Origin of the sequence: Streptomyces sp. NPDC037389 (genome assembly GCF_040636475.1) — a bacterium.
Lineage (GTDB): Bacteria > Actinomycetota > Actinomycetes > Streptomycetales > Streptomycetaceae > Streptomyces > Streptomyces hesseae.
In genome coordinates this window covers 40,265-63,143 of record NZ_JBEZUS010000006.1, presented here as the reverse complement: position 1 = coordinate 63,143, position 22,879 = coordinate 40,265, and the positions used below count along the sequence as shown (strand labels likewise).

At 70.4% G+C, this 22,879-nt stretch carries 25 protein-coding genes and 1 pseudogene; 12 read left to right on the top strand and 14 right to left on the bottom strand.

Going from position 1 to position 22,879, the window contains the following annotated elements; translation table 11 throughout:
• Window positions 1-40 precede the first annotated feature (40 nt).
• From AB0E98_RS14755 to AB0E98_RS14745, 3 genes are all read right to left on the bottom strand, one after another.
• Window positions 41-463: a hypothetical protein gene (locus AB0E98_RS14755; protein ID WP_361702220.1), complete on the bottom strand. Its 423-nt coding sequence runs from the start codon at window positions 461-463 to the stop codon at window positions 41-43.
• On the bottom strand, window positions 460-894 hold the full coding sequence (locus AB0E98_RS14750) for a MarR family transcriptional regulator (protein ID WP_361702216.1): 435 nt from the start codon (window positions 892-894) through the stop codon (window positions 460-462). Before AB0E98_RS14750 ends, AB0E98_RS14755 begins: the two co-directional genes overlap by 4 nt.
• 134 nt (window positions 895-1,028) lie before the next feature.
• On the bottom strand, window positions 1,029-2,294 hold the full coding sequence (locus tag AB0E98_RS14745; protein ID WP_361702215.1) for an MFS transporter: 1,266 nt from the start codon (window positions 2,292-2,294) through the stop codon (window positions 1,029-1,031).
• 114 nt (window positions 2,295-2,408) lie between these two features.
• Here AB0E98_RS14745 and AB0E98_RS14740 point away from each other — a divergent pair, with 114 nt between their 5' ends.
• From AB0E98_RS14740 to AB0E98_RS14730, 3 genes are all read left to right on the top strand, one after another.
• Window positions 2,409-2,873 carry a helix-turn-helix domain-containing protein gene (locus AB0E98_RS14740; protein ID WP_361702213.1) on the top strand — a complete coding sequence of 155 codons (465 nt, stop codon included), beginning with the start codon at window positions 2,409-2,411 and terminating at the stop codon, window positions 2,871-2,873.
• A 142-nt stretch (window positions 2,874-3,015) separates the two neighbouring features.
• Entirely contained in the window at window positions 3,016-3,477 is a 462-nt protein-coding gene (locus tag AB0E98_RS14735; RefSeq protein WP_361702211.1) for a hypothetical protein, read from the top strand.
• A gap of 53 nt (window positions 3,478-3,530) precedes the next feature.
• Complete coding sequence (locus AB0E98_RS14730; RefSeq protein WP_361702209.1) at window positions 3,531-5,504, top strand: NACHT domain-containing protein; 1,974 nt, start codon at window positions 3,531-3,533, stop codon at window positions 5,502-5,504.
• Window positions 5,505-5,527: 23 nt separating this feature from the next.
• On the opposite strand, the gene AB0E98_RS14725 is transcribed toward AB0E98_RS14730, so the two are convergent.
• The 3 genes from AB0E98_RS14725 to AB0E98_RS14715 all read right to left on the bottom strand — a co-directional run bounded on the left by AB0E98_RS14725 (window position 5,528) and on the right by AB0E98_RS14715 (window position 7,295).
• Window positions 5,528-5,773, bottom strand: a complete 246-nt coding sequence (locus AB0E98_RS14725) for a hypothetical protein (protein WP_361702207.1) — start codon at window positions 5,771-5,773, stop codon at window positions 5,528-5,530.
• A 623-nt stretch (window positions 5,774-6,396) separates the two neighbouring features.
• On the bottom strand, window positions 6,397-6,570 hold the full coding sequence (locus AB0E98_RS14720; protein ID WP_361702206.1) for a hypothetical protein: 174 nt from the start codon (window positions 6,568-6,570) through the stop codon (window positions 6,397-6,399).
• A 149-nt stretch (window positions 6,571-6,719) separates the two neighbouring features.
• The gene (locus AB0E98_RS14715; RefSeq protein ID WP_361702204.1) at window positions 6,720-7,295 is read right to left on the bottom strand and encodes a helix-turn-helix domain-containing protein; all 576 of its coding nucleotides are present in this window, start codon (window positions 7,293-7,295) and stop codon (window positions 6,720-6,722) included.
• A 144-nt stretch (window positions 7,296-7,439) separates the two neighbouring features.
• Between AB0E98_RS14715 and AB0E98_RS14710 the strand changes: the two genes are divergently transcribed.
• Window positions 7,440-7,871, top strand: a complete 432-nt coding sequence (locus AB0E98_RS14710) for a DUF6463 family protein (RefSeq protein WP_361702202.1) — start codon at window positions 7,440-7,442, stop codon at window positions 7,869-7,871.
• A gap of 298 nt (window positions 7,872-8,169) precedes the next feature.
• Here AB0E98_RS14710 and AB0E98_RS14705 read toward each other — a convergent pair whose 3' ends face one another.
• The 4 genes from AB0E98_RS14705 to AB0E98_RS14690 all read right to left on the bottom strand — a co-directional run bounded on the left by AB0E98_RS14705 (window position 8,170) and on the right by AB0E98_RS14690 (window position 10,496).
• A complete protein-coding gene (locus AB0E98_RS14705) occupies window positions 8,170-9,429 on the bottom strand; it encodes a PP2C family protein-serine/threonine phosphatase (RefSeq protein WP_361702201.1) in 1,260 nt (419 codons plus the stop codon).
• A 106-nt stretch (window positions 9,430-9,535) separates the two neighbouring features.
• Window positions 9,536-9,808: a hypothetical protein gene (locus AB0E98_RS14700; protein ID WP_361702200.1), complete on the bottom strand. Its 273-nt coding sequence runs from the start codon at window positions 9,806-9,808 to the stop codon at window positions 9,536-9,538.
• A gap of 55 nt (window positions 9,809-9,863) precedes the next feature.
• Window positions 9,864-10,046: a hypothetical protein gene (locus tag AB0E98_RS14695; protein ID WP_361702199.1), complete on the bottom strand. Its 183-nt coding sequence runs from the start codon at window positions 10,044-10,046 to the stop codon at window positions 9,864-9,866.
• Window positions 10,047-10,181: 135 nt separating this feature from the next.
• Entirely contained in the window at window positions 10,182-10,496 is a 315-nt protein-coding gene (locus tag AB0E98_RS14690; RefSeq protein WP_361702198.1) for a hypothetical protein, read from the bottom strand.
• An 88-nt stretch (window positions 10,497-10,584) separates the two neighbouring features.
• On the opposite strand from AB0E98_RS14690, the gene AB0E98_RS14685 reads away from it, so the two are divergent.
• Complete coding sequence (locus AB0E98_RS14685; RefSeq protein ID WP_361702196.1) at window positions 10,585-11,097, top strand: EF-hand domain-containing protein; 513 nt, start codon at window positions 10,585-10,587, stop codon at window positions 11,095-11,097.
• A 506-nt stretch (window positions 11,098-11,603) separates the two neighbouring features.
• On the top strand, window positions 11,604-13,004 hold the full coding sequence (locus tag AB0E98_RS14680; protein ID WP_361702194.1) for a hypothetical protein: 1,401 nt from the start codon (window positions 11,604-11,606) through the stop codon (window positions 13,002-13,004).
• A gap of 21 nt (window positions 13,005-13,025) precedes the next feature.
• Here the strand turns inward: AB0E98_RS14680 and AB0E98_RS14675 are convergent, their stop codons facing one another.
• Window positions 13,026-13,232, bottom strand: a complete 207-nt coding sequence (locus AB0E98_RS14675; RefSeq protein ID WP_361702809.1) for a hypothetical protein — start codon at window positions 13,230-13,232, stop codon at window positions 13,026-13,028.
• On the opposite strand from AB0E98_RS14675, the gene AB0E98_RS14670 reads away from it, so the two are divergent.
• Window positions 13,155-13,613, top strand: coding sequence for a class I SAM-dependent methyltransferase (locus AB0E98_RS14670; RefSeq protein ID WP_361702192.1), 459 nt, complete (start codon window positions 13,155-13,157; stop codon window positions 13,611-13,613). The two genes, AB0E98_RS14675 and AB0E98_RS14670, sit on opposite strands and share 78 nt — an antisense overlap.
• 219 nt (window positions 13,614-13,832) lie before the next feature.
• On the opposite strand, the gene AB0E98_RS14665 is transcribed toward AB0E98_RS14670, so the two are convergent.
• Window positions 13,833-17,906: a Pls/PosA family non-ribosomal peptide synthetase gene (locus AB0E98_RS14665; RefSeq protein WP_361702191.1), complete on the bottom strand. Its 4,074-nt coding sequence runs from the start codon at window positions 17,904-17,906 to the stop codon at window positions 13,833-13,835.
• 393 nt (window positions 17,907-18,299) lie between these two features.
• On the opposite strand from AB0E98_RS14665, the gene AB0E98_RS14660 reads away from it, so the two are divergent.
• Complete coding sequence (locus AB0E98_RS14660; RefSeq protein WP_361702190.1) at window positions 18,300-18,803, top strand: hypothetical protein; 504 nt, start codon at window positions 18,300-18,302, stop codon at window positions 18,801-18,803.
• Between the two features lie 89 nt (window positions 18,804-18,892).
• Here AB0E98_RS14660 and AB0E98_RS14655 read toward each other — a convergent pair.
• A pseudogene (locus AB0E98_RS14655) lies at window positions 18,893-19,033 on the bottom strand (nitric oxide synthase oxygenase); the annotation flags it as partial.
• Window positions 19,034-19,154: 121 nt separating this feature from the next.
• Between AB0E98_RS14655 and AB0E98_RS14650 the strand changes: the two are divergent.
• The 4 genes from AB0E98_RS14650 to AB0E98_RS14635 are packed head-to-tail and all read left to right on the top strand — an operon-like array spanning window position 19,155 to window position 21,658.
• Window positions 19,155-19,598: a DUF4158 domain-containing protein gene (locus AB0E98_RS14650; RefSeq protein WP_361702188.1), complete on the top strand. Its 444-nt coding sequence runs from the start codon at window positions 19,155-19,157 to the stop codon at window positions 19,596-19,598.
• A complete protein-coding gene (locus tag AB0E98_RS14645) occupies window positions 19,553-20,581 on the top strand; it encodes a hypothetical protein (RefSeq protein ID WP_361702186.1) in 1,029 nt (342 codons plus the stop codon). The genes AB0E98_RS14650 and AB0E98_RS14645 overlap by 46 nt, the downstream gene beginning before the upstream one ends.
• Entirely contained in the window at window positions 20,476-21,378 is a 903-nt protein-coding gene (locus tag AB0E98_RS14640) for a Tn3 family transposase (protein ID WP_361702184.1), read from the top strand. The genes AB0E98_RS14645 and AB0E98_RS14640 overlap by 106 nt, the downstream gene beginning before the upstream one ends.
• Window positions 21,379-21,433: 55 nt before the next feature.
• Window positions 21,434-21,658 (top strand): hypothetical protein, encoded by a 225-nt coding sequence (locus AB0E98_RS14635; protein WP_361702182.1) that lies wholly within the window; start codon window positions 21,434-21,436, stop codon window positions 21,656-21,658.
• A 192-nt stretch (window positions 21,659-21,850) separates the two neighbouring features.
• On the opposite strand, the gene AB0E98_RS14630 is transcribed toward AB0E98_RS14635, so the two are convergent.
• Entirely contained in the window at window positions 21,851-22,813 is a 963-nt protein-coding gene (locus tag AB0E98_RS14630) for an amidohydrolase family protein (protein ID WP_361702181.1), read from the bottom strand.
• Window positions 22,814-22,879 lie beyond the last annotated feature (66 nt).

Here is a 22,879-nt window from a genome sequence, read left to right as displayed (position 1 = left end):
CGCGCCGCAGGCCACCGCTCCAGGGCGGCCGGTCCGGAAGTCAGCCGGCCGGCTGCCAGGGGAAGGGGGCCAGATCGGGCTCGACCCAGCCGGCCCTGGCCGTGGCGTCGGCCAGCGTACGCGGCCGGTAGAAGTGGGTGAGCAGCTCCTTGTCGAGCAGTTCCGGATGGCGTGCGGCGAAGGACTCGAAGTCGTCCTCGCCGGTCGTGTGGTGTCCGACCAGCTCGACCCAGGCCCGGCTCATGGTCACGTGGAACTTCTCCGGCGCCCCCGCGCCGGCGGCGGCGCGGCGGATGCCGTCGCTCACCAGGTCCACCGCCGCGGCGGTGCCGTACCGGCGGACCGCCAGCCAGGTCAGCCGGACGTGCTGGCGGTGGCCGAAGCGGTCTGCTCCCGCCATCGCCTCGCGCATCAGTTCCGTGAACGCGCAGGGAGCGTCGGGACCGGTCGTGTGTGTGTTCATGCGGATGCCTCGGTCAGGGCCCGGAGGGCGGCGTGGAAGCCCGCCACCTCGGCGGGGGAGAGACGCTCCAGGGCGCGCCGCTCCAGAGCGGTAAGGGTCTGCTGGATGGTGCCGGCGGTCAGCCGGCCGGTGGGCGTCAGCTCGATCAGCACGGAGCGCCGGTCCCCGGCGCGGGTGCCGCGGGTGATGTGGCCGCGCCGTTCCAGGCGGTCCAGAACGCCGGTCAGGGTGGTGGGCCGGGTGCCGGTGGCGGCGCCGAGCTCGGACACGGTGCGGCCGCGTCCGTCGGCGAGGTTGGCGAGGGCGTTGATCTCGGAGGGGGTCAGGTCGAGGTCGACGAGCTCGGCGGCGATCAGCTGGAGCGTGGCATGGGTCGCGCGTTGCAGGGCGAGGAGCGCGGACCGCTCCGGTGGCACGTTTTCGGACTTCACGTTTCCGGATAGTACGGTTCCGTAGTACTGGGCCGCAAACGGGCTTCCCGCGATGCCGTGACCTTCGCCGTACGGCGGTCCGGCGAAAGACCGCAGGGGACCTGCGGCCCTGCCTGCCGGCGAGAGCAATGGGACTACAGGTCGATTCTCCGTCGTGAAAGGCGAGACGCGGCCCGGCTGTGGGCGTTCCGCGTGGTCGCCCACAGCGCGAGGGCGGCGCAGCTGAATGCCGTCCCCAGGACGGACACCCCTGTCCATCCGGCCGCCGCGTACGCCAGTGAGGAGCCGGCGGCGCCGAGGGCGCTGCCGGCCGAGTAGAAGACCATGTAGCCGCCGATGATCCTGCTTCCCGCGTCCGGGCGCACCGTGTAGACGAGGGACTGGTTGGTGACGTGCACGGCTTGGACGGCGAAGTCCAGGAGGACCGCTCCGATCGCCAGCGCCCACAGCGACTGCCGGGTGAGTGCCAGGGGGAGCCACGACACCGCGAGCAGTCCCAGGGCGGCACCAGTGGTCCGTTGCGCGAGACCGCGGTCGTTCCAGCGGCCGGCCTTTCCCGCGGCCAGTGCCCCGGCCGCTCCGGCGAGCCCGAACGCGCCGATGGCGGTGTGCGTCAGCGACCACGGTGGGCTGCTGAGGGGCTGGACGACGCTGCTCCACAGGGTGCTGAAGGCCGCGAAGACCAGGAGCGCCAGCGTGCCGCGTATCCGGAGCAGGGGATGGCGGGCGAACAGGGTGACGGTGGATATCAGCAGGCGCCGGTACGGCAGATCGGCCGTCGGCGGTCGGCTCGCCGGCAGGGTGCGATGCAGGAGCACGGCGAGGGTGGCGGTCACCGCGGCCGAGCAGAGATAGACGGCGCGCCATCCGGCCAGGTCGGCCAGTATGCCCGCCACCGTGCGGGCCAGCAGAATGCCGGTGATCACCCCGCTGGTGACCGCTCCGACGACTCGCCCCCGAAAGGCCGGAGCGGTGAGAGAGGCCGCCGCGGCGACCATCGTCTGGGCGACGACGGCGAGCGCGCCGACCGCCGCGAGGGCGGCGAACAGGGCGGCGGTCCCGGGCGCCGACGCGACGGCCAGCAGCGCGGCGGCGAGGAGGCCGAGCTGGAGCGTGACCAGCCTCCGCCGGTCGACCAGGTCGCCGAGCGGGACGAGTAATAACAGGCCCGCCGCGTATCCGAGTTGGGTGACCGTGACGATGGCGCCGAGCAGGCCGGAACCGAGCGAGAACCGCTCGCCGAGCGTGACCAGCAGGGGCTGGGCGAAGTAGACGTTGGCCACCGCGCTGCCGCAGGCGACGGCGAAGAGCAGGACCAGGCGGGTGGGCGGCGGTCCGTCCGGTGCGAGTGCGGTGTGCGCGGTCGTCCGATTTCCCGCCGTCGAGCAGTTGTTCGGCATGCGGCATCCTCCTGATGGTGGTTGCAACTTGCCACCTATCGGAGACTCTAGGGCGCCTGGTAGCATGTTGCAACCAGGTGTGTTGCCGGATGTGTTGTGAAGGAGGCGGGCCCGATGGTCGCCCGTACGCGATTCGACGCCGATCCCTGCCCCGTCGCCCGGTCGGTCGACGCCATCGGCGACTGGTGGTCGCTGCTGATCGTGCGCGACGCCTTCGACGGCAGCCGCCGCTTCGGGGAATTCCAGCGCAGCCTGGGCGTCGCCAAGAACATCCTCACCACCCGGCTGCGCGTGCTGGAGCAGGCCGGGGTGATGAGAACGGCGCCCGCCTCCGACGGCAGCTCCTACCGGGAGTACGTGCTCACGGAAAAGGGGCGCGCCCTCTTCCCCGTCGTCGTCGCGCTGCGCCAGTGGGGCGAGAGCCACTGTTTCGAGCCCGGGGAGGCGCACTCGCGGCTCCTCGACCGCCGGACCGGGCGTCCGCTGGGCCCGTTGGAGATCCGCGCCGGCGACGGTCGCCCGGTCGGGCCGGACGAGACGGTCGTCGAGAAGCCCGGAACCGTTGAGGGCGCCGATTGACCGGCGGGACACGGTGCGGCGCAGAAACCTTTCTCGATCTCGCCTTCCCCCGGATTCGGCCAAACCGCCGTGCTGTCGCCCCACAAGCCGCTTGAATGCGTCTCCATCTACGGTTCCTGGCTCTGGGGGTTCGATGACGGGTGTGGAGATAGCGGTCGGGTACTTCGCCGCGTGGGCGTTCCGCAAGGTGCGGCGGGTGGCCGGCGCGGCGGACGCGGAAGCCGACCGGGTGCTGGACGCCGGCATGGCGCGGGTGCACGATCTGGTCGGCGCCCGGCTGGGAGAGGACTCCTCCGTCCGGCGGATGGAGGCTGAGGTCGAAGCGGGCCGCGAGGAACCCACCGAGCGGACCCGCCGGCACATGGAACTGGCCCTGGAAGAGGCCATGGAGGCCGACGAGGACTTCGCCGACCGGCTGAACCGCCTCGTCGGCGAGCTCGAACGTCACCGGAAGGCCGCGGGAGGCGCCCCGGCGGGCGACGGCTTCATCACTGCGGGCGGGAACGTCGAGGTGCGCGCGGACAACTCCTCGCTCATCGCCCGCGACATCTCGGGCACGGTGAACCTGGGAAACCCTACGGACCCGGGGCCGGTCCGGCGCTGACCGGCCCCGGGGAAGAACCGGAGCATTCCGCCGTTCACCTGCAAGGCTCCGTGATGGCCAGGGTGATCGGCAAGGTCGTCCAGCACGTGACGGTTCCACGCGACCCGGTCCGGGAACGGCTGGCCGTCCTGGCGCGCGCGGTGCACGACAGCGAATGCGAGCAGTGGCACCGGCTGGTCGGCGGTGACGTCAAGCGGATCGACCTCTCCTACACCCGGCACCCCACGGCCGGCCGGATGGCCGTCGGCGCGGCGACCTCCGGACGGCTGCTCGGGGCCGACCACGCCCACGGCGCCGGCCCCGACCACGCCCACAGCGCCGGCCCCGACCACACCCACGAGAACGACGCCGGTGGCACGGAGACCCCCGACGTCGTCGGCTACTTCCGCCGTATCGACCCCCGCCGGCTGCTGATCACCGGGCTGCCCGGCGCGGGCAAGACCACGCTGGCCCTCGGGCTCGTCACCGAACTCCTCGAACGGCTCGAAGCGAACGAACCGGTCCCCGTGCGCCTGTCGCTCTCCCGCTGGAACACGGACACCGGCCTGGACGCATACCTGACGGAGCAGCTCTCCGAGACTTACGACATGACGCCGAAGGAGGCCGCTCAACTGGTCCGTCGAAGACTGGTGCTGCCGGTGCTCGACGGCCTGGACGAACTCGACCCGCTTCGGGAAGACGGCACCCCCGATCCCGGAGCGCCCAGGGCCCGGTCCGTCCTGGCCGCGCTGAACACATACCGGGGCAGGGAGGGGAGCCGGCTCGGCCCGGTCGTCCTGACCTGCCGCACCGACCACTACGAGGCGTTCGGCACGCATCCCGGCGCGGACGGCGGCCAGTTGCTGGACGCGGCCCGCATCGAGGTCGACCCCGTACCCGCGGCCGACGCCCACGCGTATCTGAAGGACCGCACCGCGGACCCCGACCGCTGGCGAGGCCTGCTGGAAGCCCTGGAGCGGGAACCGGACGGGACCCTGGCCCGAACCCTCTCGACGCCCTGGCGGCTCTGCCTGGTCGCGACCGTCTACCGTATGTCCGGGGACCCGTCGGAGCTGCTCGGCCACCCCACCCCCGGACGACTCGACGCGGACCTGCTCGCCCGCTTCGTGCCGGCGTCGGCGCTTCTCCACCCGGAGTACCCGGAGTACACGCCCGAGCGGGTCCACCACTGGCTCCACCGGCTCGCGCGTCACCTGGAGAACCCGGACGGCGAGGCGAGCCGCGAACGGACCGCGCGCGACAGGACGGACATCGCCCTCCACCGGCTGTGGCCCATGGGCGGCGCCGAACGGGTCCGCCGACTCGACGGCTTCCTGGCCGCGGGCTTCTACACGCTCTTCGTCCCCCTGATCCTGAGCCTGCCGTGCCGGGCGGACATCTCCGCCCCCGTCGCCTTCGGGGCGTACCTCGTGTGGTGCGGGGCGACGGGCAAGAAGGCCGGCGCGCCGCACCGGCTGCATATGCGAGGCCTGCGCGGCCGGTCCGGAAGGCGCACCCTCGCCTGGGTCATCGGACTGAGCCTCGTCTGCGGGCTCGGGTCGGGGGTCTTCTTCACGGTCTACTACGGGCTTCCGGCCGGCCTCGCGTCCGGGGTGTCACTGGTCGTCCTGTACTTGCTGTCGGGCGCGATGACACGTACGCCGTCGAGGGCCGCGCGCCCCGGTGACCTCGTCTTCGACGACCTGGCCGCACGGTCTGTGCAAGGGGTCGCTTACGGGCTGATGCTGGGTATCCCGTTCGGGACGATGTTCGGCACACCGGTAGGCCTGTCCATGGGCCTCGTGGGCGCCTTGACGATGAGCGGCGGAGCGGGCCGGAGGTACCTCGCCTTCCTCCTCTGCGCCCGCTGGGAGAAGATCCTGCCCTCACGGCCGGGTGTCTTCCTCGACTGGGCCTGCGAGGCAGGACTGATGCGGCTGTCCGGCCCCGCCTACCAGTTCCGCCACCAGGAACTCCAGCACTGGCTGGCCGCCCACCCGCGACCCGCGGGGGAAGACGTGGCGCCGGCGGCCACACCTCCCCCTTGAGCAGGGCTCGTCGCTCGTCGAGGTCAGACCCGTCCGTCGAACGGCGGCCCCAGCAGCACCTGGGCCCAGCGTGCCGGCCCCGGGCCGGGGCCGCTGACGCAGAACCAGAGCGTGCATTCACCCGCCGGGTCCTCAAGCGTGGTGAACTCACCGGCGCGGCCGTTCCTGGGGAGTCCGGGCCCGCGCCTCAGCTCGCTGACCACGACCGCCTCGGGCGTCGTCGGCGTGGTCGGGCCGAGGCGGTCGACCTTGCGGGGAAGGAGCCGCAATTGGGCTCCCTTCTCCGACTCGAACACCCCGCCATTGCCGGTCTCGGCGCCGAGACCGAAGACGCCGGGAGACCCTTCCCCGTGGACGCCGGTGGACCGCTCGCTCGTACCGCCCGTACCCCACCGTCGTCGCCCTTGCCACGAACGCCGATGCCTGTGGCGCGTCCGCACACGGCCGACGGGTCCGCCGTCTCCCAGGCGGCGTCCCTGGCCGCGTCCTGCGAGTAGCCGACCACGCCGGGAGCGCCGCGCCCGAAGACGCCGGGCGCGGCCGCGGTCCCCACACCCAGGACGCCCGCGTGCGCCTGCTGCTCCTGCGGCTTGTCACGGGGCGCGTCGTGTACGTAGCCGACTATGCCGTTCGCTCCCGTGGCGACAAGTCCGTTGCCCGGCGGGATGGTTCCTATCGCTCCGCCGGTGGGCAGGGCGACGGTGCCCGCCGCGTGAATCGCGTCGACGCCCTCCGCTGCTCGCTCTCGTTCGTCCGGCCCACGACCATGTCGTCACCGGCGCTGTCGGCTCCCGCACCCATGGGGTCCCCCTCCTCAGGATGGCCTGGACTCAGATGGTCCCACTCATCGCCGGGCGGGGCGGGCCCATCGAGCCGATCAGAGCTGAGCCGGCTATTTCGCTTTCCCCTGGTCCACGCCCGGCCAGTTGTCCGCCACCACCGACTTGCCGAACCCGGGCGTGTTCTCGTACTGCTCGGCGATGGCACCGGCCGGGATCGAGGGAACGCCGTCGAATCGCGCCACCCAGTAGTCCGGCTCGAAGACGCCCGGGCAGTGGCCGGACACCTTGGTTGTCCCGCGGCATCGCGGAGGCAGCCTGCCTCTTGGGTGTTCGCCCTCTGCTTCCAGGATCCGTCCTTGTCAGGGTCCTGCAACTTCCGGGCCGGTCCGGGCCGGTCCGGACCGGCCTACGACGACATCCGGGCACCCGGTGGTCATCGGGTGGCGGGGTCGTGGGGCGGCCGGTCGAGGATGATGCCGGCGGCACGGGCGATGACTTGATCGCGGGTGCGGCCGGGGTGGTCGGCGGCGAGGAAGGGGCTGCCGATGGCCAGGCAGAAGGCGAGCAGGGCGAGGGCCTCGACCTCGTCGGGGTCGGTGCGGAAGGAGCCGATCGTCTCGCGCGCCAGTCGCATCCGCTTGTTGTCCACGCGGCGCAGGCGCTCGGCGACGGCCGGGTCGCGGCGGGCCCAGTCGCGGAGCGCCAGGTCGACCGGGCGCACGCGGGCGGCGGACCGGAGGAACCGGTCGACCAGCTGATCCTTGTCCCGCGCGTCGCCGCCCACCCGCTCCGCCTGGTCGATCTCCGCGTCGACGTTCTCGCGCTCCCAGGTGTCCAGCATCTCCTCCAGCAGGGCCTCCCGGTCGGCGAAGTACCCGTAGAACCCGCCCTTGGTGACCCGCAGCGCCTTGGCCAGGGACTCGACGCGCACCGCGTCCACCCCGCCCTCGGCCAGCGCCCGCAGGCCCGCCTCGACCCACTTCTCGCGCGGTGTGCGCAACGCGCCCATGACGTTCCTCGCCTCGACCTCTCAACGGGTTGTACGGATCCGTACAACGGGCCTAGCCTCGCATGTATACGGCCTCGTATAACGCGAGGAACGGTGTCGGCGCGTAGCCAACTGCCGCACCGCCGATATGAAGGGGGAATCGAAATGATCAAGTGGGCCGGCTGGATCATCACGTTGTACGGAGCCGCGCACACGCTCGGCGCCCTGACGGTGGAGAAGGCCGGGAGCCACGTCGGCGCGTGGTTCGGCGGGGCGCTGTGGAGGGACGACCTCGCCGGCATGAGCCCGGCGAACAGCGCCTACTGGCTGAGCCTGGCCAGCTTCGGCCCGCCGCTCATCCTGCTGGGCCTGACCGTGCTGTGGATGGACCGCCGCGGCATCACCCCACCGTCGTTCATCGCCTGGGCGCTCCTGGCTCTGACCCTGGTCGGCGCCGTGGTCCTCTTCCTCACGCCCTGGCCGGTCATCCTGTTCGCGAGCGTCCTGTTGCTGGTCGGGGTCCGTCGCGCCGCCCGTCGCGGCGACCCGGTGCCACACGCCGGTACGACACAGACTCCGCGGGGGCCCGCGTACTGACCTGGCCTCCCGGCCCGTCGCCCGGCCCGTTCGGGCCCGCACGGGCCGGATGGGCAGGGTGGTCCGGATGTTCTTGTCGCCGCCGCCGGTGTCCGCGGCGCCGCTGACGGTGCCCCTCGATACTCTGTCTGCCGCACGGTCCCGCCGGCCGGGGCCTGCCCAGTGGCCGCGCTCACGGCTTATGCGGGCACGGCCAATACGTCATGTAGCGAATTGAAGAACTTTGCAATTTGCGTGCACGCCGCCTGTGACCTTGGGGAGCCGGGTCGGGCCGGGGAAGCGAGGCCGCGATGCCGGGTCACTGGTACTGCGGGCGCCATTCGAAGAGGAGGATGGTGACGTCGTCGCGTAGTTGGTTGCGCTGGTAGTCGAGGATGGCGTGGATGAGCAGCCGGAGGACCTCGGCCGGGCGCTGGCCGGCCGAGGAGGAGCGGATGATGAAGTCGGTGAACCGGTCGAGGCCGAATTCCGCGCCGTCCGCGTCGCGGGCCTCCACGACGCCGTCCGTGTAGAGCAGGACGCAGTCGCCCGGTTCCAGTGTCGTCTCGTGGACCTGCCGGACCGCCGGGGCGAGTTGGTCGGCCAGGCCGATCGGCGGCTGCGGGGAGCTGTCCAGCGCCCCCTCGAGGACCCGCTCGGCGCGGATCAGCAGCGGCGGGGGGTGGCCGCAGTTGACCCAGCGCAGTGTTCCGGTGATCGCGTCGAGCCGGCACAGCACGCCGGTGCAGAAGTGGTCGGGCAGCCACTGGGCGAGTGCCTGGTCGATGGAGCCGACGATGTCGGCCAGGCCGCCGCCGCCGCGGCGGGCGTTGCGCGCCGCCGCCATGGCGACGGACGTGGCGAGGCCGGCGGCCAGATCGTGTCCCATGGAGTCGAGGATCATGGTGTGGAGTACGTCTTTGACCACCGAGTGGTCGAAGGCGTCGCCGGCGATGTCGTACGCGGGTTCCAGGACCGCGGTAGAGACGCATCTGCGGGTGCCGATGGTGTGGGACGGCAGGAAGGCCCGCAGCATCTCGGTGGGCAGGCGCATGGTCGCGGTGCGGGCGCGGGCGGCGAGCCAGTCGCTGTAGGCGCGCTTGGAAGTGATCAGCATGGCGAACAGGTAGGCCAGCATGCGGCTGCGGCGCATCCGCACCCCGTCGAGCGAGGCGGTCCGTACCGCCATCACGCCCAGCCGCTCCGCGCCGTCGACCAGAGGCATCCAGACGATCACGTCGTCGCCGGCGTCCTCCACGCGCGGGGTGACCGTGCGGTATGCCCAGCCGGCCAGCGAGCGGTCCACCGGCAGTGGCTTCAGGGCCTCGTCGAGGGGGATGAGCAGCTGTTGTTGCAGGTCGACGAGGTAGATCAGCGTGGTGCCCAGGCCGAGGGCCGCCGCGCACCGGTTCGCCAGGTCGGGCAGTTCGAACGGCAGGGCCGCCTGCGCCTCGATGATCAGCTCTTCCAGCTGATTCTCGTCGACGGCGCTGTCGGGACCGGCGGGCGCGTGCGGAGGGTCCGGCACGGGGATCACCCCTTCCGCTCCCAGTCTCACACCGATCCCGGCCTCTCTCATGTCGGGAACGATCGCGTGGGTGCGGCCGTCCGGCGCCTTCTCCGTCGCACGGGCGGAGGGTGTGCGTCCGCTGTGCCGGGCAGGGTGGAGCCCGCGCCGGGCGGTATCAGCCGGACCCGCCGCGCCGACCGTGGTCCGTGTCCCGGCGTGGATACGTCGCGCCACGGGTGACGTCTTCAGCCGCAGGGGCCGGCGTACAGACGGCGAGCTGGTCCGCCCCCGTGCGGCACGGGACGGACCAGCGGTGTTCATCGGCCTGCACGTTGGTCCGTGAACAGCTCCATGAACAGCTCCACGAGCAGCTCGACGGGCAGTCGGTGCTCTCCTCGAATTCCTCGTCCATCGGCAGCAGCTGCAGTGTGTCGACGTCGTTCGCCATGTCCGGTCACTTCCTCTTGGATTCGGCGGGCCCCCGCATGGGCGGGGAAGCGTGTTCACCGGTCGCGGCGCGGCCCGGTGAGAGTGGTGGGCAGCCACGGTCGCGGGCTGCTGTGCCGTAGGCGCAGCAGGAAGGCCAGTACGTCGGCGAGTCCCGTGTTGTAGTCGAGGGATACGGAGACGCCGGTCTCGTCCGGGGCGAGGACGCGGCCGTCGTGCACGGCGTGGCTGGCGTACACACTGGCGGCGAGCTCACCGGCCTACACCCGGTACTGGTCCTCTCCTGACGCCTCGGCGAGGTCGAGCAGGAACGCCCCGACCCCCGCGACGCCATGGGCGAAGCCGTAGTGCACGAGACCGGCCAGGTGGGAGGGTCAGCCGTGTGCGATCGGCCAGGCGGAGAGGTTCTCCCGGCGTTCGCGTGCCGCCGTGATCGCCTCGGCGGCCTCCTGGGTCCGGCGCGGGAAGTGGTCGCTGCCCGTGTCCTCCCAGAACCGCGGCTGGGTCATGCCCACTCCGGACATGCCGTGACAGACGTGGGGGTTGGGCCAGCGCAACGGTACGCGCTCGGCGAGTTCCCGTGCGTGGGCGACCAGTCCCTCGTCGCCAAGGGCACGGCCGGCGTCCAGTAGCGCCCATGCCGTGCCGGAGCGGCCGAACACGCCCGCGCCGGGTGCGACACCGTGCACCACATACACCCGTCGGGGTGCCTTGACCGCCGGAACGCCGGGTAGGACAGCCGAACCGGAACGCAGCCCTCACCACAAGGGGTCATCGATGGATCGAACGACCGCGCAGCGGCTCATCTTCACGATGCTGGACGCGGACGGGGACGGGACCGTCTCCAAGGACGAATACCTGGCACGCACGAGGAACGCCGCATCGGCGACGGGGCGCGAGGAGGACGACCCGCTGGTCGCCACCGCACGCACACTCGGCGAGCGGGCATGGGCGTCGATGGACGCCAACAGCGACGGAAAGCTGACGTTCGACGAGTACGCGGCATGGGCGGGCGCCGCAGCGTTCGACACCGTCTGCGCACCCGTCCTCGGCGCGCTCTTCGACCTCGCCGACACCGACCTGGACGGCACTCTCGACCTGCCCGAGTTCACGGCGCTGCGCACCGCACTGAACAACCCGGCCCACAACGCCGAAGCGGCGTTCGCTGCCCTGGACGCCGACGGCGACGGACGTGTCGACCGTGACGACTACATCGCGTCGATCCGGGCCCATGTCGTCGGGGAGAGTTCCCCCATGGGCGAGGCGCTGTACAGCGGTGTCGCGGTCTGACGGCGGGGGGCGGAGGTTCTGGTCCCGGTCGGGGATGCCCCGGATGCCGTTGGGCCGGGAGTGCCCGTTGCCGACGACCGGTAGGCCGACGAGTCTGCCCAGCTCGACGGTGAAGCCACCCACCGGCTCGAGGCGGAAGAGCCCCTCGCGGGCTGAGGGCTGTCCCTCGCACGGCGGCCGCGTGCCTCCGTGCGCGGTGGGTGTGCGCTCCACGCGCCCGCGACGGCGCGGGGCGGGGCGGGTTCACTAGGACCCATGGAGACACTTGCCGTCTGTGATGCGGCATCACGGAGCACGCCGGTGAGTGGGTGCGCGGGGGAGCCTTGCCAGGCCACTTCGATCGGCTCCGATGATGTCTTCACCGACCTCTGCGTCGCTCCGGCCGCCTGTCCGGCACCCGTGGCGTTCTGCCTGCCGGAGGGGGCCGAGTGCCTGCCCGGCATCGATGTCTGCTGCTCGGGGTTCTGCTTCAAAGCCCCCGGCGAGGTGACGGCGCACTGCCACGGGTGACAGGAGCAGGCGCCCCGGCGGTGCGGCTGCTCGCCGAAACCGCCCTGCGGCTGACGTCCGGCACCGTCCTGCTCGAGACCGGCGGCGACGGAATGCTGCTGAGCTGTCACGCGCCCATCGCCGCCTATGTTCCCCCGGCGGTGATGAACTGGGCAGCCCACGGTGCGACGGTACCGGCCGAGCACGAAGCGGCGTACGCGCGGTGTCTGGAGGCTTGGCGTTCGGCCGGTCTTCAGCGGGACGAAGCCCCGGAAAACGTCCCCCTCCCCGGGCAAGGTCCCACGGCCGAGATGGGCAGGAGCCGCCTCCGCCGGACCGTTGGCCGTCCCGTTCTGGTCATCGCGTCATCTCCCGGCTGCGGATACTGCCGGCACCTGCGAGCCGATCTTCAAGCCAACCGCAAAGCTCTCGCCCGCATGGACGCCTCAGTGCTCATCACGGGTGACGGCCGCCCCGAGGTGTGGGGTGGCCGGCCGGTCCCGGGGTATATCGAGGAACTGGCCGATGCCTGGGCGGACGTGGCGAGACTGGGCACACCCTCGGCCGTCCTGCTGACCCCCGATGACAGCCCCCGGTTCCTGCGTGGGTTCGACGCCGTGACCACGGCCTTGATCGAACTCGGTGGGGAAGAGCCCGGACAGGTGGTCTGCGAGACGCCCACGTCCTGCTCGGTCACAGTGGGCGCCGAACCCGTCGACGCAGTGGTGACGGCGCGTGCCCGGGGGAAGGCCGTGGGGATCGCCGCGCGAGGAGCCGAGCCCGTAAAAGTGGCCGGCCTGGTGGCCGGGAAACCCGCACCGAACGGGGACGCCGGCTACGTACCGGTCACCTTGCGCGTGAGGCGCCCCCGGAACCTGTGGTTGATCTTCCGCGGCGGCGAACTGCTGGCCCGCTCCCGCAGCGAAGAAGAGGCCCTGTCACTGCTGAAACGGGTCGTCGCCGGGTTCGGCCCGCCGGAGGCCCACCAGACGCGGCTGCTGTGCGGGGCACTCGTCCACACCCAGGGGCGGGCCATGCTCTTCCCACGGAGCTGGCTCACGTACTTCGTCGAACGGTCCTCCCTGCTGGCGCGGTCCGGCTGGCGACCGTCTCCCGACCCGTTCGTAATCCTGGAGACGAACCCGGTTGGCGCGCCCGTCCTCGTCCACCCGTCACCTGCCGGGATGCCACGGCATATGCCCGTCTCGGGGGTGCTGGCACAGCCTCCGGACCACGCGCGACCCGCGGCGCACATGAGGGGAAGGACGCTTGCCTCGATCGTCAACTGGCACACCCGTCCCGCGTCCCCGCAACAGCTTCACGCGGCGTGCACCTCGCTTTCCGCCCTGCCCATCCACCTCGGCACCCGGCAGGAGTCACTGACCTTCCTCGTACGGATGCCGACTCCCGGAGGGTGAGAGGGAACCGGAGATAACGCCTCAGGCCAGCGGCTCGCTGAAGCGGAAGGCCACGATGGCCATCCGCTCGCGCAGGTAGAAACAGTGGGCGTCGGTGCGGTGGGTGCCGGAGTGCTCGCCGCCGCCGTGGCCACTGGCACCCGGCAACTGGTGGTCCTCGGTGCCGGCCTGGGCACCCTCGCGTACCGCAACCCCCACGCCGGGCTGAGGGTGTTCGAAGTCGATCACCCGGCTACCCAGGCGTGGAAGCGGCAACGGCCGGCGGCGGCCGGGATCGGCATCCCCCGGTCGGTGACCTTCGCCCCCGTCGATTTCGAATACGACCTCCTGGCCGACGTGTGTGATCCTTCGTGCCCTGGCGGGCGAGGTCGGGCACCGGCGGGAGGAGGCGCTCATCACCGGCGCGGCAGCCGTCGGCCGGGGGATGCTGATCCTGCAGCTGGCGCATCTGGCGATGAACCAGGCCGGATGGGGTGCACTCGTGCAGTCGGCAGTCGTGGGCGCGCTGTCGGCGCTTACGCTCGGTCAGGCCGTCGGCATGGTGCGGCACGGCCCGACAACCGATCTCACCATCGCCTCCCTGCGGGAGGAGACCACCGCGTCGCCTGACGGACGTAGCCTGTCGCAGACCGGCCGTTATGCGATAAGAGCCTGATGGCTCTCCCAAAGGGACCTGTCATCGTTCGGCAACCGCCGTGACCACCACGCCGACCGGCCACTGCGGCCGAGCCCCCGGCCGGACGGCACCGCACGCGTCGGGCGCTGCTCCGCCGTCCGGTGGAGGGCCCTTCGTGGCGGCGGTACCCGGGCGTGACGCGAACGCCGCGTTCATGGGCACGAACCGCCGTCGTAGGCGCCGCGGCCGGCTGCCAGCTCGGCCGCCGGGTTTCCCCGCCAGCGTGTATGAGCCGGTACGTGTTCGCCTTTCATCAAGAAGGAGTCGGCGTCGACATGGGCGTTGTCGTCGATGACGACGCCGTAGTGGACGAACGCGCTGGTGCCGATGGCGCAGTCGTCGCCGATCGTGATGTGGCGGGACTTGAAGACACCGTCCTCCAGGGAGTGGCCCTGGAGGGTGCTGCCCGCGTTGAGTGCGCAGTTGTCGCCGACCCGGGTGAGGGTGCGCTCGATGATGTGGCATCCGTCGTCGAGGACCCGGTGGCCCATGCGGACACCGAGAAGCCGCCAGATGACCGGCTTGAGCGGCGTTCCGTTGAAGATGGCGAGGTAGACCGTGGCCGGTACCTTCCAGTACCGCTCGTGTCTCCAGAAGTCCTTCTCGTAGATGGAGCAGAAACGGGGCCGCAGTCCGTGCGGGCCCACCACAGCCCGTTCGACCAGCACGAACCAGCCGACGGTGAAGGCGAGTCCGAGCACGGTGGAGCCGGCCGTGCCCAGCCAGGGCGACACGTCGTCGTCTCCCGGGGGGAGCATGGCGATCAGCACCAGGCCGAAGACGTACAGACAACGGACGGTCAGGAACAGGGCGACGGTGACGGCGTTGTGGCGGTTCTTGGCCGCGATCCTCCTCCGGCGATCGGATCCTGTGCCCAGGTGGCCGAAGCGGTGGTCGCGTTCGACCGAGCGCGGGATCTCGAAGGGCGGTGAGCCCAGCAGCCCCGTGGCCTCCTTGACCGGGCCGCTGACCGGGATCATGGTCTTGGTCGCCAGCAGACAGCCGTCGCCGGTCCTGCCGCCGGCGGGGTAGGCGATGTTGTTGCCCAGGAAGTTGTTCCGGCCGATGACGGCCGGGACGGCACGGAAGGAGGTGCTGGAGAATTCGGCGTTCATGAAGGACAGCCCGTCCGAGACCATGGTCCCGGTGCCGACGCGGCTGAGGGTGGGGACTTCGTGCTTGACGACCATGCCGAAGTTGGACCCGGTCTGCTCGACCGGCTTCAGCCGGTAACCGAGGGCGCTCAGGTAGCGCACGACGGCCGAGCTGTCGCCGAACAAGGCGTTGTAGAAGCCGATGTTGGTGAGCCGGGCGGTGGCGTGTTGCAGTGCGAACTGTGCACCGTAGAGCGGATGGACCACGTTCGGCCTGATCAGACGGCACAGCAATCTCGACAGGAGTGCGATCAGGGTCGGTCCGAGGACGGCGAGGCCGAGCACCGCCGCCGCGGAGATCCGCAAGCCGTCGGCGTAGTACGCCCAGCTGTCCGGGCCGACCGCCCCGGTGACCGTACCGGCCAGCAGGGAGGGCCGGGACTCCAGCAGCGCGGCGACGGTCACACCGCCCACTCCGGTGGTGGCCACCACGGTCAGCAGCCGGACGATGCTGTGGCAGGCGCGACGGACATCGCCGCAACGGGCCGGCGGGACCGTGAGGTACCGGCATCCGGCCGGCGCCGGTACGGCCGGTGAGCCGTGCCAGCACTGCCCGGCCGGTACGGACTGGCCGGAGTGGAGCGAGGAGGCATGGCCGAGCTGGGCGGCGTCCCCGAGGCGTACGCCGATGTCGAGGGTGCTGTGCTCGCCGACGAACGCGCCGTCACCGATGGTGACGCGGCCGGTCTCGATGACACCGTCGTGGGCCCGGTAGCCGTTGAGATAGGTGTCCTTGCGGATCACACTGTCGGCTCCGATGGTGAGCAGGTCGGTGCACACCGGCACCCGGAGGGTGAGGATCAGGACGTGGGGTCCGATCCTGGCGCCCAGAGCCCTCAGGTAGAGCGTGTACAGCGGCGTGCCCACGGACAGCAGGGCGAGCGGGTTGGTGGTGACCAGGGTCTTGACGCACCAGAAGCGGGCGTAGGCCATGCTCCACAGGGGGATGCGCCGCTCCGACCACCGGCCGACGAGAATCCACTTCGCGGCGATCGGCACCAGACCCGTCGAGCCCAGCATCGCGGCGGCGAAGACGATCGCGCGCCCGTAGACGGCGGGCCACCCGACGCCCTGCCTCACCCAGGCGGTTCCGGCGTCCAGCGCCACCGAGCCCAGGCATACGTAGGTCAGGAACATCAGGAGTTGCGTCGCCGAGCACAAGGCGTACCGAGGAGTGCTCACCGCCGGCGTCGGTACCGGGCGCCCTGCCGGTGTGTGGTGCGGCGGTGGCACGGCGGGCGCCGTCCGGTCCAGGGTCGCGGCGAGGGCGCGTACGGTGGGGTGGAGGTAGACGTCCTTCATCGACACGTTGGGCAGGCCCGGGAGTTCGCGGACCGCCGCGTTGAAGCGCGCCATCAGCAGGGAGTTGGCGCCGAGTTCGTCGAAGAAGTGGCTGTCCGCGGAGACCCGTTCGACCCGCAGGGTGCGGGCCAGCAGCTCGGCCAGCGTCCGTTCGGTGCCGGTCGTCGGCGCCGCGAAGTCGCGCCGCGCCGTGATTCGGCGCGGTCCGGTCGGCGCGGGCAGACGGCCGCGGTCGGCCTTGCCGCTGGGCAGTACCGGTATCGACGCGATGGGTTCCAGATAGGCGGGGACCATGTAGGCCGGCAGTCGCTCCCGTAGCTGTACGACGACGTGGTCGGGGTCCACGACGGCGCCTTCCCGGGTGGTGTAGAACGCACACAGCTCCACGACGTTCGGGGCGGGCTCGTGCCGGGTCACCACGGCCTGGGCGATGCCGGGCACGCGGAGCAACACCGATTCGATCTCGGCCAGTTCCACACGGTAGCCGCGGATCTTGACCTGGGTGTCGATGCGGCCGTGGTGCTCGATCTCGCCGTGGGCGTTGATCCTTCCCAGATCCCCGGTGCGGTAGATCCTGCCGGAGGGGTTGCCGGGAATGCCGATGAAGTCCGGGACGAAAGCGCGTTCGGTCAGGTCCGGCCTGTTGAGGTAGCCGCTGGCGAGCCCCATGCCGGCGATGGCGATCTCGCCCATGGTGCCGGGTGGCGGAGTGGTGTTCGCCCCGGGGTCGAGCAGGACCACCGCGTACGTCGGCAGCGGGACGCCGATCGTCACCGGACGGTCCGGATCCAGCAGGGCCCAGGTCGCGGTGACGGTCGCCTCGGTCGGGCCGTAGACGTTGAGGAAACGGCGGCCGGGCCGGTGCCAGCGGCGAATGAGGTCCTGCGGGCACGACTCCCCGGACACCAGCAGGAACCGCAGCCCGGAACGGCTTGCGTCGAGCGTGGCCAGCAACGTGGGAACGCAGCACAGGGCGGTGACCCGCCGGTCCCGCAGGAAGGCGTCCAGCTCGGCCCCGAGCAGACCGGGGCCGGTCGGCCGGGGCACCAGCGTCGCACCGGCCGCCCAGGGCACCCACGTCTCCTCGACGGAGAAGTCGAAGGCGAGGGTCATCCCCTGGTACACCCGGTCCTCGGCGGTGATGCCGTAGACCTCCGCCGCCACGTGTACGAAGTTGCAGATGGCCGGGTGACCGATGGCCACACCCTTGGGGCGGCCGGTGGTGCCCGAGGTGTAGATGACGTAGCAGAGATCGTCGGTCGGCTGTGCCGCGGTGATGGTGCCGAGGCGGCGGTGGGGCCGCTTCGCTATTTCGGCGCGCATCCGGTCCAGGTACAACAGCTCGGGTCCGTCCGGTCCGTCAGGGAGGCGGTCCGCCTGGTCGCGGAGACGGGAGAGTGTCAGGACCGTCCGCACGGCGGCGTCGGAAACCATGTACGACAGCCGGTCCGCCGGGTAGCCGGTGTCCAGCGGGACGTACACGGCGTGCGCCTTGAGCACGCCCAGCATGCCGGTGTAGGCGTCCACCGCGTCGTCGAGCAGCAGCCCGACGCGGTCGCCGGGGCGTGTGCCCCGGTCCAGCAGGAGGCGGGCGAGCTGGTTGGCTCTGTCGTCGAGCTGCGCGTAGGTCAGCGTGACGGCACCGGCGTCGACCGCGAGGTGATTTTCCCGCCCTTGGGCCCGCAGCCGGTCGCACCGTTCTTCGAACAGATGCTCCAGTCGCTCGCCGTCCCGCCACCGGGCCGACCCGTCGTCCCCGGCGCAGGTCAACAGCCCGCCCGGTCGGCTCGACGACCGCGGCACCCACTGGCGCGGTGGATGCCGACCGGGGGCTCCTCTTTCTCTTCGCTTGTCGTCCGACGTCATCGTTCGCCACGCAAGCCCGCGCCCCGGCCTTCGGACACTGAGGCGGTGGAGCGGTGCTCCTGTGATTCGCGGGCGAAAGCCGAAGCATTTAAGGGAAATAAAGGGAAATAGTGGACCACTCAGGTCCCTACATTTTACCGCCCAACGCGCACCACCACTGTTCGCGGGCCCGATCGCCGCCCAACCGCTTGAGCCGTCCAGGTGAGCTGTCGCCGGGGACGGGGCTCTCGGCGTGCGCCGACAGGTGGCGAGCCCTTGACTGGGGAGGACGTCATCGAGGGCACGGCTGGAGGGAAAATGACTCGACGCTGGACACGCGCGACGGGCGCGGCGCTGGCCGGTCTCATCACATTCACAGGTGTCGGCTGCTCCAACAATCCGAGCAGTCCGTCCGGCCCGGGGAGCAAGGCGGCCTCCGTCGCCTCCCAGGCTTCCGCGGCGGCGTCGTCCCTCGGTTCGCAGGCTTCCGGCGCCCTCGCGTCGGCCAGCGCGGAGGCGAGGCGGAAGCTGGACGAGATCAAGGGCGGGGTCGACGTCAAGGGCGACGTGAAGCTCGGCAAAGTGACCACCGACGGTGACGGGAGTGCCTCGGCCCAGCTGACCGCCGACAACAAGGCGAGCTCGGCCAAGTCCTTCGCCGCCCAGGTCAACTTCACGGATCCGGGAGGCAACCTCCTGGACACCGCGGTCGTGACCGTGCCCGATGTCCCCGCCGGTAAGTCCGGCACGGCCACGGCGCGCAGCAACCGCAAGCTGTCCGGCGACGTGCGGGCGGAAGTCGCCAGGGCGGTGCGGCACTGAGCCCTGCGCGTCATGTGTCGGCAGTGTGATTCGGCAGTGTGATTCGGGCACCGGAGCGACGCTGAGGAACCACGCACCCCGTACACCCGTCAGGGGTGCAGGAATGCCGGGAGGCGCTGTCCGGTGTCGTAGTAGCGATGGAAAACGGGTGTGGCGGCGCCCGAGAGGGGCGGTACGATCCACGACCAGTCGGCCCCGACCTGCCGCCCGGTACGCTCCTCGCGCGCGATGCGGGGGTCCCAGTAGTACTCGCCGAAAAAACAACGAAGTAGCTCCTGACCTGGCCCGTCGCTGCGGAGCCGGTGGCTCGTTGGGCTGAACGAGTGAATCCGGTGGCGAGAGGGGCGGCAGATGGCAACGCGGGTGTTCTCCGATGAGGAGTTGGAGGCCCTGCGCTCGTTCCCGGCGATCGGGAAGGACGAGTTGATCCGCTGCTTCACCCTCACCTCGGCGAAGTCGCTGGAGCTGAAGGAGCTGGACGAGTTCTTGCTGGCCCGCGCGATGGAGCATGATTCGCCGTCGCTGTTGTTCCGTCTGGGGTGTGAATACCTGCGGTCGGCGAAGGTGATCCGGCCTGGCGTGGTCACGCTGCTGGAGAAGGTCGGCACCGCCCGTCAGGCCGCCGAGGGGGAGACCCACGCCCGTGTGGCCCACCTGCTGACCGGCGAGCGCGCGCCGGGCCTGGACGGGCTGCTGGTCTTCGATGCGAAGCTGAAGTCCTCGCGCCTGACTGGATGGTCACCGGGCCGGTGCAGGCATCGCCCAACAGCGTGGGCGGCGAGGTGGAGAAGCTGAAGTTCCTGCGCGGCCTGGACGCGCACACGCTCGACATGTCCGTGCTGCCCGCCGAACGGCGCCGTCACCTCGCCCAGATCGGACGCCGTCTGACCGCGCAGGCCCTGGTGCGGCGCGAGCCGAACCGGCGCCACCCGATCCTGCTCACCCTGCTGGCACAGTCCGCTGTCGAAGTCCTCGACTCTGTCGTGCAACTCTTCGACCAGACCCTGTCGGGTTCGGAGTCCCGGGCCCGGATCAAGCTGCGCGACGCGCTCGCGGAGCGGGCGAAGGCGTCGGAGGACCGGCTCGCGCTGCTGGACGAGATCCTGCCCGTCCTTGCAGACGTGGGGATCCCGGACGAGGACGTCGGGATGCTGCTGCGCGAGAAGATCGGCATGGACCGCATCCGGGGTGCGCACGCCAGCACGAACCTGCGGCTGCCGCGGGACCACGGGCACCTGCGCATGCTGGACGGCTCCTACACCTACATCCGCCAGTTCGCACCGAAGGTGCTGGAGACCGTGCGGTTTGCCGGCGGTACCGAGGCACAGCGGCTGATCGAGGCCCTGGGCATCTTGCGGGAGCTGAACGCGAGTGGCTCCCGCAACGTGCCGGGCAACGCTCCCACCACGTTCGTGCCGGCCCGCTGGCAGGGCTACCTCGATGAGGCTGCGGCGAAGGGGACGCGACCGCGTACCGGCACTACTGGGAGCTGTGCACGCTGCTCGCGCTGCGCGAGGGGCTGCGCTCGGGGGACGTGTACGTGCCGGGCTCACGCCGCTACGACAACCCGGCCGCTTACCTGTTCAAGCCCGCCCAATGGGAGGACCACAGGGCGGAGTTCTGCCGCCTGGTCGGCAAGAGCTCGGACTTCTCCGAGGCCCTGCCACTGGTCATGGACGAACTCGACGACGCCCTCGGCGATCTGGAGGACACCCTCAAGTCCGGGGACGGGCCGGTCCGCCTCAACGACGACGGCGAGCTGGTCATCTCCCCGCTGACCGCGGAGGACATCCCCGCCGAGGCCGAGGACCTGCACGCCGAGCTGGAGCGGATGCTGCCGAACGTGCCGATCGCCTCGCTGCTGGTAGAGATGGACCGGCACACCGGATTCCTGGACTGCTTCACCCATGCCGGGGGTAAGCAGGCCCGCTCCCCGGCGCTGAAGAGGAACTTGATCGCCTGCCTGATCGGGCTCTCCACGAATCTGGGGTTGCACGGTATGGCCGCCTCCTGCGGCATCCCGTACGACGTGCTGGCCCGGACCGCGGAGTGGTACATCCGGGAGGAGACGTTGCGGGAGGCGAACATCTGCCTGGTCAGCTACCACCACCAGTTGCCCATGACGAGCATGTTCGGCTCGGGCGCGCTGTCGTCCTCGGACGGGCAGAGGTTCCCTACCCGGGGCAAGTCGATCACCGCGAGGCACCTGAACAAGTACTTCGTCTCCGAGGGCATCTCTACCTACACCCACGTGAGCGATCAGCACTCGACGTTCGGCACGAAGGTCATCGTCGCCACCCACCGCGAGGCGCACTATGTGCTGGACGAGATCCTGGGCAACGCCACCGATCTGCCGATCACCGAACACGCTACCGACACGCATGGCGTGACCTTGGTCAACTTCGGTCTGTTCGCCCTCGTGGGCAAGCAGCTTTCGCCCCGCATCCGCGACCTGGGCAAGATCACTCTGTACCGGATGGGGGCCAAGGCCGACAACGAACTCGCCCAGCTGGATGAGCAGGGCCACCGCCCGCTGCGGCTGCTGGCCGTGGACGAGCCCGGAACCGGGCAGTGACGGCAGGCGGCCCCTGTCGAGCAGCCGACGATATGGGAGAGAAGGGAAGACCAGCATGACCGACGGCAGCGACACCGAGCAGTGGTACTGCCCGCAAGACGAGCACTGGTCCGAGGCGACGGCCTGGGAGATCGAGGTCGAGGACGAGCCCGGTTTCAAGCAGACATGGCACACCTGCCCGAACGGGCACGGCTTCCCCGGGCGCGCCCCGTACGCCTTCCGCGACTCCGAGACCAAGGCCCGCACCGCCGACGGCACACCGATCGAGCACCAGCAGTGACCGAGCACGACGCCGGAGGCATACGACCCCAAGCTCGACGTCGACTTCACCCAGCTCCGCGAACAGGAACCGGCCGCCTGAGCACCGAAGGACCCACACCATGCCCGCTGAACAGCACGGGGCGAACCTGGTGACGGCGGCGGGAGATTCCCCGTACCGAGGCGCACACCGGTGGTGTGGTGCGGTTCCTTCTCATCGTCCAATACCGTAGGTTCGGCGAGCAGTACCGGCGAAGAGGGATTCACGCTCGGCGATCGAGTAGGGTGCAGCGATCAATTTGAACGCGTTCCATAGGGTGGCGTAGTCACACAGCCTTCTGTCTACCGGGAAGTTACTTTCGAACATGCACCGTTCGGGGCTCAGGGTCTCGATGCAGTAGCGGATTTGCAGGCCCCAGTAGTCGGCGACCCTGGTGGATGTCATGGGGGTCGACTCGATGAATTCAACCGGGGTAAATGCGGGCATGCCGATCCCGCCGAGCTTCATTACCACATTAGGAACGCGTGCCAGCGACTTAATGCCGGCGCGCCATTCTTCGAGCACTTCGTTTCTCTGCTGGGCGTACGGGCCGGTCGCTGCGGGGCCGCCGAGATGGTTCAGTACCACCACGAGGCTCGGGTGCGATCGTGCGAAGTCGCACAGCTCCGGGAGTTGGTGAAAGTACGTCCAGGTCTCATAAACGAGCCCGCGGCGCGCAAGTTCGGATGCCCCTCTCCTGAAGATGCTGTCGAGAAGGAGCCCCGAGGGCGGTCTGCGGATGGAAGTAAACACACCCGGATTCGCATCCCAGGCCACTGTGTGGCGGACCCCTTTGAATATGCCGTTCCCTGCTCCGGTATGCGCATCCAGGGTTTCGGCGATTTCAGACGGTTCCCCCATCAGGTTTGCGTAGCCGACGATGCCGCTGAGTAATCCGTCGGAGACGGACTGGCTCGCGACCCAGTCCGTCTCTCCCACGGGCCGTAGATGTTGCGGCCCCTCGGTGTAGTAGTTGGTGGAGCACTCCACGAAAACGGTGGCAACGACGTTGTGCCCGGACCCGGTATCGGCACGCAGGTCCTGCACCGAGTAGGGCGTGGCGTTGGCGTTCCGCTCTCCGGGGACGGCCGCGAAGCTCGTCGGGCTGTCCGGCCACAGGTGATGGTGCGGGTCCACAATCGGTAGATCCGGATCCTGAATCGGCTCGGACCTGATCTCACCGCAGGCCGGTGTCCTCCGGCT